Source organism: Pseudomonas sp. PSKL.D1 (assembly GCF_028898945.1).
Lineage (GTDB): Bacteria > Pseudomonadota > Gammaproteobacteria > Pseudomonadales > Pseudomonadaceae > Aquipseudomonas.
This window is the reverse complement of record NZ_CP118607.1, coordinates 489,921-506,578: the sequence shown is the minus strand read 5'-3', so window position 1 is coordinate 506,578 and position 16,658 is coordinate 489,921. Positions and strand designations below refer to the sequence as shown.

Sequence of the window (16,658 nt, the reverse complement as noted above, 5' to 3'; positions counted from 1 at the left end):
GTAACTGGATGAAAACCCGTGACCGTATCCTGGAATGCGCACTGCAACTGTTCAACCAGCAGGGCGAGCCCAATGTTTCAACCCTTGAAATTGCCAATGAGCTGGGCATCAGCCCGGGCAATCTCTACTACCACTTCCATGGCAAGGAGCCCCTGATACACGGCCTGTTCGAGCGTTTCGAAGACGAGCTGATGCCGTTACTCGACCCACCGCTTGAAGTGCGCCTGGATGCAGAAGACTACTGGCTGTTTCTGCACCTGATCGTCGAGCGCATGGCCCAGTACCGCTTCCTGTTCCAGGACCTGTCGAACCTGACCGGGCGACTGCCCAAACTGGCCCGTGGCATGCGCAGCCTGATCAATGCCCTCAAGCGCACGTTGGCGGCGTTGCTGGCGAGCCTGAAAAGCCAGGGGCAGGTGGTGAGCGAAACTCAAGCTTTGGGGCAACTGGTGGAACAGATCACCCTGACCCTGATGTTTTCGCTGGATTACCAGCGGGTGCTGGGGCGCGAGGGAGATGTAGGGATCGTGGTGTATCAGGTGATGATGCTAGTGGCGCCGCATTTGGAAGTGCAGGCGCGGGAGGCGGCGGAGCAATTGGCAGTGGGGTATCTGGAGGGGTAGGCGCCTGGCAGGGCTGGCCTCTTCGCGGCGGTCCGACGTCTCGGTAAACCCGCTCCTACAGGTATTGTGTTGCCCTGTGGGAGCGGGTTTACAGAGACGTCGGACCGCCGCGAAGGAGTGCGACGCGGTATCAGACCTCGGTAACCGCGCTCACCGGTGCCGACGGTGCACTGCTGGCCGTTGCGGCGGCAGGTGCCGGTGCCGCGGTGGCTGCCGGAGCGGCGGTGGCCGCCGCAGGCTTGGCAGCAGCGGGCTTGGCCGGTGCTTTCTTCACAGCCGGCTTTTTCGCCGCTGCGGGTTTGGCCGCTACTGGCTTGGCAGCCGGTTTGGCTGCCGCAGGTTTCGCCGCAGGTTTAGCTGCAGCAGTCTTCGCAGCGGGCTTGGCCGCAGCAGTTTTCGCCGCAGGTTTGGCCGCTGCCTTGGCCAGTGGTTTGGCTGCAGTCTTGGCCGCCGCCGGCTTGGCCGCCGCAGTGCGCGACGAGATCGGGGTAACCGATGCGCCGGTCAGTTTTTCGATCTGTTTGGTCAGGCTATCCACCTGCTGGTGCAGCGCCTTGATCTCGTTGCGGCTTGGCACGCCCAAGCGCGAGATCGCACTGTTAAGGCGCTTGTCGAACGCCTCTTCAAGCTCGCTCCACTTGCCCAAGGCACGGTCCTTCACGCCAGACACGCGCGAAGTGGTCGAAGCCTTGGCGCTGTCCGCTACGTCTTCAGCAGTCTTCTTCGCCTGCTTCTCGGCCTTCTCGCCATCCTTCACCAGCGAGTCGAACAGCTTGGGGCCGTCCTGGTCGATTTTCGAATAGATACCCAGCCCCGCCAGCCAGATCTTGCGGGAGTACTTCTCGATCCCGCCGACCCAGGAGCTGCCTTCTTTGTCGGTATTCTTCTTGCCAGCCATCCTGCTCTCCTTATGGTTTGTGCGCGACGCGCTCGAGCAGCTCATGCAGCTGTTCAAGCTTGATGGACAACGCCTCAACGTCATGTTTAGACGGAATGCCGAGGCGATTCAAGGCACGGCCTACCCGCGCGTCGAAAGCTTTTTCGATTTTATCGAGTTGAATTTCGACCTTGCCGCGTACGCGACTTACCTCTTGGGTGGCTTCTTCAATCTGGTTGTTGGCTGCATCGAGCTCTTTGTCGATGCGCTTTTTGCCGCGTTTTTCAACGCCTTCACCGGCTTTCACCAGCTCGCTGAAGTACTCCGAGCCTTCTTGGCCGACCCGGGCATAAGCGCCAATGCCTGCCAGCCAGATCTTGCGGGCGTAGCCGCGGACTTCGCCCAGCGTGCCTTGCGCATCGTCCTTCTTCTTCACATTCACTTTGGCCATGCTCTGTACCTCATGTTCATGAGTGGAGGGATGAACCGCCCATGGAGGTTGGGCTTGAGCATAAGGTAGGCGGGGGAATTAGAATCTTCACCCTAAGATCGCAAGGTTTACCTATCTACCGCAGCTCTGAACGACCAGCGTTTCAGCATTCGGCTCCCTTAGACCGGAGCCAGATACCATGTCCCTTGCACCCACCCCACACTATTCATCATTCAGACAACTGGTCGCGGCTCAATTCGCAGGCCGCCCCAGCTTGCGCGATGTCATCGCCAGCGTCGGTTTCGAAGTACTGGCAGCGCGCTACCCATGGACCCGGCAGAACTACCCACACTTAACGTCCATCGCAGGCTTCAGCATCCTCCACGCCACCGAAGAAGGGCATAGTGGGCAACAGAGCGATCTGGTGGAGACACTGCTCGAGCACTTCCTGACAGGTAGCAGCATCGCACTTGCAGACTCGGACCAGCTGAGCCTCGCGCCGCCGGTGATTTTCCGCCCTCAGGAACAAGCGCCCGTTGTTGAGCTACGCATGGCAGACCTGAACAGCGACTTCGACGAAATGCTCGCTACCTTGAACGAATCCTTCCAGCAGGCGCAAATCAGCTTCTGGAGCGGCTGCGCCACGGATACACACGTCTCGCGCCTGAGCTGGCTGCAGCAGGTGATCAAAGCCGCGCTGCTCAATGCAACCGAGCGCCAGGGGCTTGGCGAGGATGAGAAACGACTGATATACGCGCTACTCGGCCAGGCTTCGAATACTCCGGCTGCTCAAGGCTTGCAGGTGTCGCTGAGTAACCAAGGCAACGAAACTCACCACTCATTGCCAGACCTGCTCATTACCGCCGAACGGGACGAGCAAACAATCGTGCTGTGGTGCCAGCCTTCGGGCACGGTCCGCGGCTTTGACAACGTGGCAGCTTTCGCCTGCGCCTTGCGTGACGAGTTCGCCGACCACTACGTGTTCGAAACCCTGTCCTGGGCCTGCTGCCCACTTGAGGAGGACCCATTCGGTTATCAGGCCAGGCAACTGCTCAACGGCATCCTGCAGCGGCTTGACCGGGTACAGCTTTGCGCCATCACCCTAGTGGGCGAGCTGGAAACCACCTTCAGCCAGCTGAGCGACCCTTCGCCCGCGTTCATGCCCGGCACTTACCTTGAACCCCCGGCTACGGTCATTCCGCTGCCTGGCTGGCTGGCCTCAGCTGCGGACGCGGACCGGTTTAACTACCACACCGCACTACTGGATATTGGTGCGGCGCAAATGCTGGCACAAGGTGCATCGTCCCTGGACGGCATTGAAGACCTGCAGCACTACGCCGCCCGGCGGCTGCGCGAGCAGATGCTTGCAGACCACCCAGGCACTCCGCCTTGCAACCCCGACCAAGTGCACATGACGATTTCGCAGCTGGTGCAGGTTTCTTCCCTGGGCCAGACACGCCTTGAATACCTCAGGACCGACACGCTCACGGAGCTGGCCATCGCTCGCCTGCAGCCCGGTGCACAGGAAGTCGCTTCAGCCGTAAGCCGCGGCGATGGGCAGCCCATTGCGGCCTGGATGAACCTTGACTACATCAACACGCTGATCGATGCCGTGGACGTGGGTGGCCAATACCCGCGTTATGTTCATTCGCAACTGCAAACCGTCACGGCCGAGCGAGTCGATCATTTTGCCTGCGAATGGCGCAGCGCCTTGCTGCTCAGCGCCCTGAAGGCAAAAATCGATGGCCAACTGGACGAAGGCACCTGTCAGGCGCTGGTCGGGTTTTGCCATGGCGAGAAGCTCGCAATTAATCCCGTGAACCTGGCACCCCTGGCATTCAAAAGCGTGCCTGGCACTCCAAAAGCCAACAAGGTTCATGGCATGTTCGTGCTCGAAGTGCCTGCCACCGCCACCTGGGTTCTTTACAGGCCGATGATTGCCACCAACCCCATCCGGGCTTTTGGCAGCGCAAAACAACTGATGTCCTGCATCTGTGCAGAAAGCGAACTTCGACAGAGCGTGCTTGCCTGGATGAATGACGATGCCCGCCCCATTTACGCCAATGGAGGCTTCTCGCGGCCACACCTGCATGCCGGATTGTCCGAATTGGCCTACCTGCTCGGCCCTGGTACCGTCCTGACCGATGAGGCCCTTGCACGCCTGCGAGCACCTGCAACGCTGGCGTTCACGCCATGGTCCGGCAACCTGGACAACCAGCTCTTTCAGGCCAAGGCGCAGGCGATGCTGTTGCTGGCATCACGGCAGAGTGTTTCCAATGCCCAGCAACGCTGGGCGTTGATCATCCAGTGTGCCTGGCTGGCGTTCAACACGGTCGCGCCGCTATTGCCCGGGCCCGCAGGAACGGTGGCCTGGCTGGCCGCAACGCTGATCAGCATCAAGGGCGACCTCTCGGCTCTGACACAAGGTACGCGCGAAGAAAAGCTGCTGGCCTGCACCGACATCCTGTTCAACATTGCCATGTTGCTGGCCCACGGCCCGGCTGCCGAGCATCCAGCCCTCGAACCCACATCGCACCCCAGACCCCGTTCAGCCGCCCCCGCCGTACGCAGAGCCAGTACCGCTGCCCCCCAGGAGCAGCCAAAAGCCAATGACTGGCAGGCCCCCGCTGAGCAATCACGGCCAACAATACTCAGCGTCAACCAATGGGCAGGCAACCAACGGCTTGGCAACCTGCCAGCCGAAGCTCGCAACACACTGAACCTGCTGCGTGCCAAAGCCTCGCTGGATGGGCTGACCCCGCTGGCGACAGGACGTTTCCGAGGCCTGTACAACATTGATGAGCGCTATTACGTAAAGCTTCAGGACATCGCATTTGAAGTCGAAGAAACGTGGAGCGGCATGCGCATCATCGGCCCAGACCTCAACAAAGGGGAATGGACAGACCAATGGGGAGGCCAATGGGACGGCTATTACATCGCCGGGCGTGAACGCGAAAAGGGGCCATGGGTGACCCGCTGGAACGGTGAATGGGTGCTCGACCTGCACATGGCGGGCGGTATGCCCAAAACCCGCAAGGCCATCGCCGAACAGAACAAAAGCGAGTTCCTCACCCTGCAGGAAAGCAGGAGGCGCAATGATCGCCTGATTGAAAACAATGAGGACTTCATCGACCGTTACCGCGACATGCTCAAGGACTTCGATGAGGCCGCCATTGCCTTCAGGGCATCCATGGCGGAGTACCCCGGGGTCGCGCGCAAGGACCTGCCTGAAGCCATGCAGGTACGCCTACGTGCCCTGCATGCCATGCGCAATGAGGCGCGTACCCATCTGCATGTACTGACGTTGACGTACGAAAAGCAGAGCGGCCTTGTAGCCCAGCAGCTGGAACTGTTCGCCACGATGAGCGAACCCCGGTTTGCCAGGTACGACCGCACCGGCCAGGCACCCTATGCGCGCGGCCAGTGGTGGGAGCAAATGCTCAACACCGACTTGCACCTGTTCCACAGGCTGCTCGACATGACCGACTATGAAGCACTCAAGTCGCAGTCCCAGCGCTTGCTGGCAACCCCCTTCGGCGATGAGCAAGCGCTGCTGTACCTTGCCTACAGCAAGAACATCGAAGCCGCGCTGGAAACGCACAAGCGTCTACTCGCGGTCAGTGAACGCCTGGACCGCCACCTGTTCGAGGCCCTCGAAAACCGGAAAATCCAGTACACAGACAAGCAGAACAAGCTGGAAACCATCATCAATACGCGCATGTACTCTACGGTCATCACCCGCGCACAGGTGCTGAGCGACCTGAACCAGCTGATGATCAAACGGGACCAGCTGACAAGCGAAAACTTCGACGAACTGTTGCGCATGCAGGCAGACCTTCGCAACCGTGACTTCCACGAAGCATTGCTCAGCCACGATGCGCTGGCAGCCGCCAGCCTGCCATACGACGAGCAGGCCGAGATCCTGGGGACGGCCTTGCGTGAATACGAGATTTCACTGGGCAAGGCCAATTTCCTGCTGTCATTGGACGCTTCGGTGTTTGAAAGCACGCACATCGAAGATTACATCCGCGAGCTGACCGCACTGAAAACCCAGGCAGAAAGGGACCTGAGCCAGGCCCTGAGTGACATCGAAGGTGCGGCAAGCACCGTCCGGCCTGTCACCTACCGCGTGCGCCCTGGCAAGCGCAAGCTGATCCGCACCACACGGGGCAGGGCAATTCTGGCCGAGCAGGCAGAAGGCAGCGACGAGGCCGTGCAGACCGACCCACGGACCGAACAGGCGGTGACCCACTACCAGCAGCGAGGGGATCAATGGGAGTTCGTGACACCGGCTGCCACGCCGCATGGCACAGGCTATCTCCAACGGGTAGGCAACAGCCTGCTGACGCAAAAGGACAGCAGAATTGCCCTTGCTTCGCGCTACACGTCAGAACCGAACAGTCTGGCCGACTTGATGGACTGGCACATCCAGGACATGACCGACATCGCCCGCCAATTACGCGCGGGCACTGAGGACGGGCATGCACTGGCAACGCGGCTGGATCAGGCAGTCAGCGACATGCAAGCCGAAAAGCGCCGCCTGCTGACCCAGGCCTACCTGGACAACCAGCATCCGGACAGCAAGGCTTTGCGCTATCTGGTGGAGCAAGACCAGATCGAGATCACACCAAGCACCTCACGCAAGCGGCTCAAGGCCAACGACTACCTGGATGTCTATGTCATCCATCGCAGGCAACCCCGGCAAAAACTCTGGGAGGTGCATTTCCACTACACCGCGGCCGATGCCAACCCACGCGAATTCGCCAAGGGCCACGTAAAGTTCTGGGAGCCGCGCTCGATGAGCCGGGATGAGCAACTGCAACGCTCGCTCGACCCGGCAGAACGCATCCGCATCTACCGGGGCGACCTGCGCCTTGAACAGATCGAAGGGCTGATTCCATTCCCCGACAATTGAAGCGCAGCGGGCGTCAGGCCAGCGCCTTGTCCAGCGCCCGCTCAATTTCGCTTTTGATGCTGGCGCCCATGATCGACAGCATCATCCCAAGCTTCAGCTCGACCCGGATGGTGTCATCCCCGATGTGCACGCTGCCGTTGGCGCCGCTGCGTGCCACATCCACCCGGTCACCGTTCCAGGTGGCCTTGAGGTCGTACTCGCGGCTGAGCTTTTCCACCAGCGCTTCGGCCTTGGCGCGGGCGGCTTCGCGGCCGAGGGTGTGTTTGCGTTCAACGCTGATCTGGGTCATGCAGGTGTTCCTGGGGGTTTGGACATAATTGGCATTATGCCCGCCCCTGCCGCTCGACACACCCCGCCAAGACAAATGCGCCCGTTCGCCCTAGAATGGCGGTAATTTTTTCCGGTGAAGCGATATGAACGACCAGCGCAAAGGCGACCACGCCGAACCCACCACTCATTTCGGCTACCAGGACGTCCCAGAGAGCCAGAAAGCGAAGAAAGTCGCCGAGGTGTTCCATTCGGTGGCCGCCAAGTATGACCTGATGAATGACGTGCTCTCCGGCGGCATGCACCGCTTGTGGAAGCGCTTCACCATCGAGCTGTCGGGCGTGCGCAGCGGCAACCGCGTGCTGGATATCGCCGGTGGCACCGGCGACCTGGCCGCCAAGTTCTCGCGCCTGGTCGGCCCGACCGGGCAAGTAGTCCTGGCAGACATCAACGAGTCAATGCTCAAAGTTGGCCGTGACCGCCTGCTGGACCGTGGCGTGGCTGGCAACATCGAGTTTGTCCAGGCCGACGCCGAGAAGCTGCCGTTCCCGGACAACCACTTCGACTGCGTGACCATCGCCTTTGGCCTGCGCAACGTCACCCACAAAGACGAAGCCATTCGCTCGATGCTGCGCGTGCTCAAGCCGGGCGGGCGCCTGCTGGTGCTGGAGTTCTCCAAGCCGACCAACAAGCTGATGTCCAAGGCCTACGACGCCTACTCATTCGCCTTCATGCCGCTGGCGGGCAAGCTGATCACCAACGATTCGGAAAGCTACCGCTACCTGGCCGAATCGATCCGCATGCACCCTGACCAGGAAACCCTCAAGGCCATGATGGTCGACGCCGGCTTCGACCGCGTCACCTACCACAACATGACCAGCGGCATCGTTGCCGTACACCGGGGGATCAAGCCCTGATGCTGCTGGCCGGGCTGCTCGCCAGCGTCGAACATGGCCTGAACCGCGTCCTGCGCATGGACAGCACGGCATTGCCGCGCCTGGCTGCGCTCGAAGGCAAGGTCATCGAAGTCGACTGCCGCCAACCGGCCCTGCAGGTGTTCATCCTGCCCGATGAAGAAGGCCTGATGCTCGCCGCCCACTGGGAGGGCGAGGTCGACTGCAGCCTGCGCGCCCCTGCCGGCAGCCTGGCGCAACTGGCCCTGGCCAAGGACAAGACCGCCGTGCTGCATAGCCCACAGGTAGAACTGCATGGCGACAGTGCCGTGCTGCTCGACCTGTTCGGCGTGCTGCAAGACCTGGAACTGGACTGGGAACACGAGCTGCAACGCTGGCTTGGCCCGGTTGCCACGGCGCTGCTGGCCGGCCACATACGCCTGCGCGCACGCTGGACCCGCCAGGGCCTGGCGCGTTTCAGCCAGAACCTGTCCGAATACCTGGCCGAAGAGTCGCGCACCCTGGTGGGCAAGCGTGAAGCAGAAGCCGCCTTCAGTGAACTCGATCATCTGAAGGTTGACATAGAACGCCTTGAGGCGCGCCTGCAGCGCCTTTCCCGATCCCTTGATACCAGCGATAACGCATGAAGCTGCTCGCCGTCCGCCGTCTTTTCCGCATCCAGCGCGTGGTGATCCGCTACCGTCTTGATGACCTGCTGTTCGACCTGCCCCTGCCTTGGTGGCTGATGAGCCTGCGCCTGTTGATGCCCTGGCGCTGGCTGCCGCGCAAGCCATCCGAGCTGAGCCGTGGGGCGAGGTTGCGCCTGGCGCTGCAGGACCTGGGGCCGATTTTCATCAAATTCGGCCAGTTGCTGTCCACGCGGCGTGACCTGCTGCCCACTGACATCGCCGACGAGCTGATGCTTTTGCAGGATCGCGTACCACCGTTCGACCCGCAAAAGGCTGTCGCGCTGATCGAAGCGCAACTTGGCGCCAAGGTGGGCGAAGTGTTCAGCCGCTTCGACGTCGAGCCACTGGCCTCGGCTTCGGTGGCGCAAGTACACGCCGCGCGCCTTAAAAGTGGTGAAGAGGTGGTGGTCAAGGTGGTGCGCCCGGGCCTGAAGCCAGTGATTGCCCAGGACCTGGCCTGGCTGTTCCTGATCGCCAAGGCTGCCGAGCGCGCCTCGGCCGATGCACGCCGCCTGCACCCAGTAGAAATCGTCAACGATTACGAAAAGACCATCTACGATGAACTCGACCTGTTGCGCGAGGCGGCCAACGCCAGCCAGCTACGCCGTAACTTCGAAGGCTCGGAGCTTATGTATGTGCCCCAGGTGTACTGGGACCACTGCCGCCCCAAGGTGCTGGTGATGGAGCGCATTTACGGCGTACCGGTGACCGACATGGCCACCCTGGCCGACCAGCGCACCGATATGAAGCTGCTGGCCGAGCGCGGCGTGGAGGTGTTCTTCACCCAAGTGTTCCGCGACAGCTTCTTCCACGCCGACATGCACCCGGGCAACATCTTTGTCAGCACGGTCAAACCGTGGAGCCCGCAATACATCGCCATCGACTGCGGCATCGTCGGCAGCCTGACCGCCGAGGACCAGGACTACCTGGCGCGCAACCTGATCGCCTTCTTCAAGCGTGACTACCGCCGCGTGGCACAGTTGCACATCGATTCGGGCTGGGTGCCGGCGCACACCAAAGTCAACGAGTTCGAGGCGGCAATCCGCACGGTGTGCGAGCCGATTTTCGAGAAGCCGCTGAAAGACATTTCCTTCGGCCAGGTACTGATGCGCCTGTTCCAGACCGCACGGCGCTTCAACATGGAAGTCCAGCCACAATTGGTGCTGCTGCAAAAAACCCTGCTCAACATCGAGGGCCTGGGCCGTCAGCTTTACCCGGACCTGGACCTGTGGAGCACGGCCAAGCCGTTCCTCGAACGCTGGATGCGCGACCGCATGAGCCCCAAGGCCGTGCTGGGCAACCTGCACAGCCAGGTCGAACAACTGCCGCACCTGGCCGACATGACCCGCGACCTGCTCGAACGCCTGTCGCAGCCGCACCTGCACGACCCGCAACTGCCGGAGCGGCGCCGCCAGGGTGACCGCTGGGCTCTGCGCCTGCTGGGCGCCGGCCTGCTTGGCGGCGGTGCGGTGCTGGCCGCCAGCGCTGCCGAAGCCGCCAGCCTCGCCGCCCCCGCCGCCTGGCCCGCCTGGCTGATGCTGGCCGCTGGCCTTTACCTGATCGTGCGCCAATAGCCAGCCGCGCCGCTGGCTGGCACACTAGCGCAAAGGGCCCGGTACAGGAGCGGGCCCGTTTTGGAGTCGACGATGAAAGACTGGCTGGACGAGATCAAGTGGAACAGCGATGGCCTGGTACCGGCAATCGCTCAGGACCACAAGACCGGACGCGTGTTGATGATGGCCTGGATGAACCGTGAATCGCTGGCCCTTACCGCCGCCGAGCAACGTGCCATCTACTGGTCGCGTTCCCGTGGCAAACTGTGGCGCAAGGGCGAAGAGTCCGGCCATGTGCAAAAGCTGCATGAGATGCGCCTGGACTGCGATGCCGACGTGATCATCCTGATGGTCGAGCAACTGGGCCATATCGCCTGCCATACCGGCCGTGAAAGCTGCTTCTACCGCGTTTACGAAGGCGGCCAGTGGAAAACCGTCGACCCCGTGTTGAAAGACCCGGATGCCATCTACAGCGCAGGACACTGACATGAGCGACACCCTCACCCGCCTGGCCGAAGTGCTGGAAGAGCGCAAGCAAGCCGCGCCAGACAGCTCCTACGTGGCCAGCCTGTACCACAAGGGCCTGAACAAGATCCTTGAAAAGCTCGGCGAAGAGTCCATCGAGACGATCATTGCCGCCAAGGATGCCGCCGTCAGCAAGGATTGCAGCGATGTCATCTATGAAACCGCAGACCTGTGGTTTCATAGCCTGGTCATGCTCAGCGCGCTGGGCCAGCATCCACAAGCCGTGCTAGATGAACTGGAGCGCCGTTTCGGCCTTTCCGGGCACGATGAAAAGGCCGCACGTCAGCCCTCGGCCTGACCGAATTGCATTCTTAGGAGAGCACCATGGGTATTTTTGACTGGAAACACTGGATCGTCCTGCTGGTTGTCGTCGTCCTGGTGTTCGGCACCAAAAAGCTGAAAAACTTCGGCAGCGACCTGGGCGAGTCGATCAAAGGCTTCCGCAAGGCGATGAACGACGAAGAGAACAAACCGGCCGAACAGACCCCGCCGCCAGCGCAGCCGGTGCCACCTGTACAACCTGTGCAGAACACCGCACAACAGCCCCAGGGCCATACCATCGAGGGCCAGGCTCAGCCGGTCCAAGAGCCACAGCGGAAAGACTGACCCATGTTCGGCATCAGCTTCAGCGAGCTGCTGCTCGTCGGCCTGGTCGCCCTGCTGGTGCTCGGCCCCGAGCGCCTGCCCGGTGCTGCACGTACCGCAGGCCTGTGGATCGGCCGGCTCAAACGCAGCTTCAATGCGATCAAGACGGAAGTCGAGCGTGAAATCGGCGCCGATGACATCCGTCGCCAACTGCACAACGAGCACATCCTGCAGATGGAACAGGAGGCCAAGCGCATCCTCAACCCGCAGATGCCGCCCGCTCCACCGGCCACGCCAGCCACCGAGCAGCCCGCTGCAGCACCGGCGCCGGTTACGCCTGTGACCACGCCCGTTCAGCCCGACCAGCCTCAACCGCCGCGAGTCCCATGAGCGAAATTCCGGAACACGACCAGCCGATGCCGCTGGTCTCGCACCTGACCGAACTGCGCACCCGCCTGCTGCGTTGCGTGGCCGCCATCTTCCTGATTTTTGCCGGGTTGTTCTCGTTCGCCCAGCAGATCTACACCCTGGTCTCGGCGCCACTGCGCGCGCACTTGCCGGCCAATGCAACGATGATCGCCACCGACGTGGCCTCGCCGTTCCTGACGCCGTTCAAGCTGACCATGATCGTGTCGCTGTTCCTGGCCATCCCGTTCATCCTGCAACAAATCTGGGGCTTCATTGCGCCGGGGCTGTACCGCCATGAAAAGCGTATTGCCATCCCGTTGCTGATTTCGAGCATTCTGCTGTTCTATGCAGGCATGGCGTTCGCCTACTTCCTGGTGTTCCCGCTGATGTTCAGCTTCTTCGCCGCCGCCACACCAGAAGGCGTGTCGATGATGACGGACATCGCCAGCTACCTCGACTTCGTCATGACCCTGTTCTTCGCCTTCGGCGTCGCCTTCGAAATCCCGGTGGCGGTGGTGCTGCTGGTGTGGATCGGCGTGGTCGATGTGCAGTACCTGAAGAAAATTCGCCCCTACGTGATCATCGGCTGCTTCGTGGTCGGCATGATCCTCACCCCGCCCGACATCTTCTCCCAGACCCTGCTCGCCGTGCCGATGTGGCTGCTGTTCGAGTGTGGCGTGCTGTGCGGTAGCCTGATACGCAAGCGCGGCCCTGCACCGGATGAAGCTTCGAACGACCATAACGACCAGCCGCCTGCGACCCAATCGTGAATCTGTTGCTCCTTGAAGAGGCCGACTTCGTCTCGGCCGACCGCGTGGTTCTTGCTGACCGCCGCTTTACGCACATGCAGGAAATCCACCGCGTGGCGGTGGGCGACACGCTGCGTGTAGGCCGCATCAACGGCCTGATGGGCAAGGCCACCGTTCTGCGCCTGGAAAAGCACGAGGCAGAACTGGAAGTTGGCTTTGATCAAGCACCACCCGCCAAGCTGCCGCTGACCTTGGTGCTTGCAGTGCCTCGGCCGAAAATGCTGCGCAGGCTGTTCCAGACCGTGGCCACCCTGGGTGTGACGCGGCTGATTCTGGTCAACAGTTACAAGGTCGAAAAAAGCTTCTGGCAAACCCCTTTCCTGAACCCCGAGAGCATCCGCGAAAACCTGATTCTCGGCCTTGAGCAGGCCCGCGACACGGTTCTGCCGGAAGTGATCATCGAGAAGCGCTTCAAGCCGTTCGTCGAAGACCGCCTGCCAGCCATCGCAGATGGCACCTTGGGCCTTGTTGGCCATCCCGGCCCCTACCCTGCTTGCCCGCGTGCAGTAGAAGGCCCGGTAACCCTGGCGATCGGCCCGGAAGGTGGTTGGATCCCTTACGAAGTCGACCTGCTCGGCAAAGCTGGCCTGGCACCGGTACAACTGGGTGACCGCATCTTGCGTGTGGAAACGGCCGTAACTGCTTTGCTCTCAAGGATTTTCTGACGAACGGGTCAGCTTTTATCCGTCAAGTTTCCCCGGCGCGGGCCGATGCTCTGGCAACACAACAATAATCCGTGCTGCCAAGTGACCGGGGAGTCGAACATGTATGGATGGTTTTCCCAAGCGTTGGGAAATGTAAGCGTCAATCGCAAACTGGGCCTGGGCTTCGGCCTGGTGCTTGTCATGACTTTGGCCATCACGGTAACGGGCTGGTCTGGCATGAACAGCATCATCGAGCGTGGCGACAAGCTGGGCAATATCTCGGTGATCCAGCAGTACACCCAGGACCTGCGCATCGCCCGCCAGCAGTACGAGCGTAAAACCGATCAGGCTTCGCTGGATGGCATTGATCGGGCATTGAATGAAGTCGAGCGCCAAGTGCAGTTCATGCTCGGGCAGATCGAGCAGCCCGCCGACCACCAGCGGCTGCAGCAGCAGAGCGAAGCGATCCGCCAGTATCGCCAGGCATTCGGCGAACTGAAGCAAGGCGGCGGCGCCCAGGCACTGCAACGTATGGCCGACCAAGGCACGGTGCTGCTGCAAACCAGCCAGGCAATGACCGCTTCGCAAACCCAAGTGCGTGACGCGGGGGCCCAGCAAGCCAAGAACCTGCTGGCCATCGCAACCACACTGGCCCTTGCCATTGGCCTGCTCGCAGCTTGGGCCATTACCCGACAGATCATCATCCCCCTGCGCCAGACGTTGGCGGCAGCCGAGCGCGTGGCTGCTGGCGACCTCAGCCAGAACCTGCAATCGACCCGCCGCGACGAACTCGGCCAACTGCAGACCAGCATGCAACGCATGACCCAAGGCCTGCGCGAACTGATCGGCGGTATAGGCGACGGCGTGACGCAAATTGCCAGCGCCGCAGAACAGCTGTCGGCCGTTACCGAGCAGACCAGCGCCGGGGTCAACAACCAGAAAGTCGAAACCGACCAGGTGGCCACTGCGATGAACGAGATGGCCGCGACCGTGCACGAAGTGGCACGTAGCGCCGAACAGGCCTCCGAAGCTGCCCTGATGGCCGACCAGCAGGCCCGCGAGGGTGATCGCGTGGTCAGCGAAGCGGTGGCGCAGATTGAGCGCCTGGCCAGTGAGGTGGTCAACTCCAGCGAGGCCATGAACCAGCTCAAGGCCGAGAGCGACAAGATTGGCAGTGTGCTCGACGTTATCAAGTCTGTGGCCCAGCAGACCAACCTTCTGGCGCTTAACGCAGCCATCGAAGCGGCGCGTGCCGGCGAAGCCGGACGCGGCTTTGCCGTGGTGGCTGACGAAGTGCGCAGCCTGGCGCAGCGCACTCAGCAGTCCACTGAAGAGATCGAAGAGCTGATTGCCGGGTTGCAAAGCGGCACGCAACGCGTGGCGAACGTGATGGATGCCAGCCGTCAGCTTACAGACAGCAGTGTGGAACTGACCCGCCGTGCCGGCGGTTCGCTGGAAACCATTACCCGTACCGTGTCGTCGATCCAGGCGATGAACCAGCAAATCGCCACCGCAGCGGAACAGCAGAGCGCCACGGCCGAAGAGATAAACCGCAGCGTGATGAATGTGCGGGATATTTCCGACCAAACCTCGGCAGCTAGCGAGGAAACTGCGAGTTCCAGCGTCGAACTGGCGCGGCTAGGTACACATCTGCAAGGGTTGGTGGGTAAATTCAGGCTTTGATTCACCCGGTGAGCAGGCCGACGCCTTCAACGCACGCCCTACAACTCACAGCGACTTTTCCTACATGATTTTCAGGTCAAGTCCTACAACACCTCCGCCGATGGGCAGGGCTGGCACGCAGGCATTTCGCCCGCATGCCAGCCCTTTCATTTGGACGGAGACATGCCATGTTTGGCTTCCTCAACCACATCAGCGTCGGCGCCAAGCTCGCCCTCGGCTTTACCGTGGTGCTCTTGCTTACCCTGGCCACCACCCTCACCGGCTGGCGTGCCCTGGACGACGCCATTATCCGCTCGGAACAACTCAGTGAAATCGGCCTGATCACTGACCTGGTCAAAGACCTGCGTGCCGAACGGCTCGCGTATCGCCTGCAGGCCGACAGTCAAAGCAAGGCAACCATCCATCAAACCCTTGATCAACTCGAACACCTGCTGACCGCACTGCAACAACGTAGCCGTGTTGGCGAGTCCCAGCAAATGCTGACGCAGAAGCTGCTGGTGCTAAAGCGCCTGCGTGAAACCTTCGCGGCCTTGCAACAGGCCGTCGACAGCCGCAATGCCACGCGCATGGAGCAGTTGCATCACCAGATGGAACAGATGGGCAACGAGCTCGACGCAGCCAGTGTCGAGCTGAGCGCCCGGAAAGTGGAGCAACGCGACGATGAAGCGCTTGCTGCCCGCACTCTGTTGGCCATCGTGGCCCTGCTGGCGCTGGCGGTGGGGACAGTGGCAAGTTGGTTGATCACCCGGCAAATCACCCACCCCTTGCGCCAGACCTTGGCTCAGGCAGCCCGCATCGCCCGTGGCGAATTGAGCTTGCAGGAGCCTGCACATCGGCAAGATGAACTGGGGCAATTGCAGGCCAGCATGCGCGACATGACTCTAAGCCTGCGGGAATTGATTGGCGGCATAGACCAAGGGGTCGGCCACCTGTCACAGGCGGCCACCCAGCTTGCAGCCAGCAGCCACGACACCCAAGTGCGCATCAGCCAGCAACGCGAAGAAACCGACCAGGTGGCCACCGCCATGCACCAGATGAGCGCCACGGTGCAGGAAGTTGCGCGCAATGCCGAGCAAGCCTCCCAAGCCGCGACCGATGCCGACCAACAGGCACAGCTCGGGGACAAGGTCGTGGCTGAAGCCATCGAGCGCATTGAGCGCCTGGCCGCGCAGATGGACCACTGTTTGGCGGCCATGCAGCATCTGGCTGGAGAAGGCCAGCGTATCGGCAGCATTCTGGATGTGATCAAGTCGGTCTCGGAGCAAACCAACCTGCTGGCGCTGAACGCGGCCATCGAAGCGGCCCGCGCCGGAGAGGCCGGACGCGGATTTGCCGTGGTTGCCGACGAGGTACGCGGGTTGGCGCAACGCACGCAACACTCCACGGAAGAGATCGAACAGCTGATCGGCAGCCTGCACAGTGGCACCGACGAGGTGACTCAATTGCTGGACAGCAGCAAGCAGCTAACGGAGCAAAGCGTGGAGCTAAGCCGCAAGGCTGGGGATGCTTTAGGGCGAATCACCGACACGGTGTCGAACATCCAGGGGATGAATCAGCAGATCGCCACGGCCAGCGAACAGCAGAGCGTGGTGGCGGAGCAGATCAACCGCAGTGTTTTGAATGTGCGGGACGTGTCGGACCTGACCTCTGCAGCGAGCGAGCAGACGGCAGCTTCCAGCGGGGAATTGGAGCAATTGGGGCAGCAGTTGCGCGGGATGGTGGGGCGGTTCAGGCTGTAAAATCGCGGCGCCTTCTTC

General features: G+C 61.6%; 16 protein-coding genes. 13 read left to right on the top strand and 3 right to left on the bottom strand.

Annotation, left to right across the window (positions count from 1 at the left end; all coding sequences use genetic code 11):
- Positions 1-8: 8 nt before the first annotated feature.
- A complete protein-coding gene (locus PVV54_RS02095; protein ID WP_274908375.1) occupies positions 9-623 on the top strand; it encodes a TetR/AcrR family transcriptional regulator in 615 nt (204 codons plus the stop codon).
- 130 nt (positions 624-753) lie between these two features.
- On the opposite strand, the gene PVV54_RS02090 is transcribed toward PVV54_RS02095, so the two are convergent.
- Both PVV54_RS02090 and PVV54_RS02085 read right to left on the bottom strand, forming a co-directional pair.
- Positions 754-1,521 carry a phasin family protein gene (locus PVV54_RS02090; RefSeq protein WP_274908374.1) on the bottom strand — a complete coding sequence of 256 codons (768 nt, stop codon included), beginning with the start codon at positions 1,519-1,521 and terminating at the stop codon, positions 754-756.
- Between the two features lie 10 nt (positions 1,522-1,531).
- Positions 1,532-1,951: a phasin family protein gene (locus tag PVV54_RS02085; protein ID WP_274908373.1), complete on the bottom strand. Its 420-nt coding sequence runs from the start codon at positions 1,949-1,951 to the stop codon at positions 1,532-1,534.
- A gap of 178 nt (positions 1,952-2,129) precedes the next feature.
- On the opposite strand from PVV54_RS02085, the gene PVV54_RS02080 reads away from it, so the two are divergent.
- Entirely contained in the window at positions 2,130-6,845 is a 4,716-nt protein-coding gene (locus tag PVV54_RS02080; protein WP_274908372.1) for a hypothetical protein, read from the top strand.
- A gap of 13 nt (positions 6,846-6,858) precedes the next feature.
- Here the strand turns inward: PVV54_RS02080 and PVV54_RS02075 are convergent, their stop codons facing one another.
- A complete protein-coding gene (locus PVV54_RS02075) occupies positions 6,859-7,134 on the bottom strand; it encodes a polyhydroxyalkanoic acid system family protein (protein ID WP_274908371.1) in 276 nt (91 codons plus the stop codon).
- A 124-nt stretch (positions 7,135-7,258) separates the two neighbouring features.
- Between PVV54_RS02075 and ubiE the strand changes: the two genes are divergently transcribed.
- The 11 genes from ubiE (at position 7,259) to PVV54_RS02020 (ending at position 16,640) form a co-directional block, all read left to right on the top strand.
- Entirely contained in the window at positions 7,259-8,029 is a 771-nt protein-coding gene (ubiE, locus tag PVV54_RS02070) for a bifunctional demethylmenaquinone methyltransferase/2-methoxy-6-polyprenyl-1,4-benzoquinol methylase UbiE (RefSeq protein WP_274908370.1), read from the top strand.
- Positions 8,029-8,652 carry a ubiquinone biosynthesis accessory factor UbiJ gene (locus PVV54_RS02065; protein WP_274908369.1) on the top strand — a complete coding sequence of 208 codons (624 nt, stop codon included), beginning with the start codon at positions 8,029-8,031 and terminating at the stop codon, positions 8,650-8,652. Before ubiE ends, PVV54_RS02065 begins: the two co-directional genes overlap by 1 nt.
- On the top strand, positions 8,649-10,268 hold the full coding sequence (ubiB, locus tag PVV54_RS02060) for a ubiquinone biosynthesis regulatory protein kinase UbiB (RefSeq protein ID WP_274908368.1): 1,620 nt from the start codon (positions 8,649-8,651) through the stop codon (positions 10,266-10,268). The genes PVV54_RS02065 and ubiB overlap by 4 nt, the downstream gene beginning before the upstream one ends.
- A gap of 72 nt (positions 10,269-10,340) precedes the next feature.
- Positions 10,341-10,733, top strand: a complete 393-nt coding sequence (gene hisI / locus PVV54_RS02055) for a phosphoribosyl-AMP cyclohydrolase (RefSeq protein ID WP_274908367.1) — start codon at positions 10,341-10,343, stop codon at positions 10,731-10,733.
- Position 10,734: 1 nt separating this feature from the next.
- Complete coding sequence (locus PVV54_RS02050) at positions 10,735-11,070, top strand: phosphoribosyl-ATP diphosphatase (protein ID WP_274908366.1); 336 nt, start codon at positions 10,735-10,737, stop codon at positions 11,068-11,070.
- 26 nt (positions 11,071-11,096) lie between these two features.
- On the top strand, positions 11,097-11,378 hold the full coding sequence (locus tag PVV54_RS02045; RefSeq protein ID WP_274908365.1) for a twin-arginine translocase TatA/TatE family subunit: 282 nt from the start codon (positions 11,097-11,099) through the stop codon (positions 11,376-11,378).
- Between the two features lie 3 nt (positions 11,379-11,381).
- Positions 11,382-11,747, top strand: a complete 366-nt coding sequence (gene tatB / locus PVV54_RS02040; RefSeq protein ID WP_274908364.1) for a Sec-independent protein translocase protein TatB — start codon at positions 11,382-11,384, stop codon at positions 11,745-11,747.
- Positions 11,744-12,535, top strand: a complete 792-nt coding sequence (gene tatC, locus PVV54_RS02035) for a twin-arginine translocase subunit TatC (protein WP_274908363.1) — start codon at positions 11,744-11,746, stop codon at positions 12,533-12,535. The genes tatB and tatC overlap by 4 nt, the downstream gene beginning before the upstream one ends.
- Positions 12,532-13,239 carry a 16S rRNA (uracil(1498)-N(3))-methyltransferase gene (locus PVV54_RS02030; RefSeq protein ID WP_274908362.1) on the top strand — a complete coding sequence of 236 codons (708 nt, stop codon included), beginning with the start codon at positions 12,532-12,534 and terminating at the stop codon, positions 13,237-13,239. Before tatC ends, PVV54_RS02030 begins: the two co-directional genes overlap by 4 nt.
- 99 nt (positions 13,240-13,338) lie before the next feature.
- Positions 13,339-14,901, top strand: coding sequence for a methyl-accepting chemotaxis protein (locus PVV54_RS02025; protein ID WP_274908361.1), 1,563 nt, complete (start codon positions 13,339-13,341; stop codon positions 14,899-14,901).
- 167 nt (positions 14,902-15,068) lie between these two features.
- Positions 15,069-16,640 carry a methyl-accepting chemotaxis protein gene (locus tag PVV54_RS02020; RefSeq protein WP_274908360.1) on the top strand — a complete coding sequence of 524 codons (1,572 nt, stop codon included), beginning with the start codon at positions 15,069-15,071 and terminating at the stop codon, positions 16,638-16,640.
- The last annotated feature ends 18 nt before the right edge of the window (positions 16,641-16,658 follow it).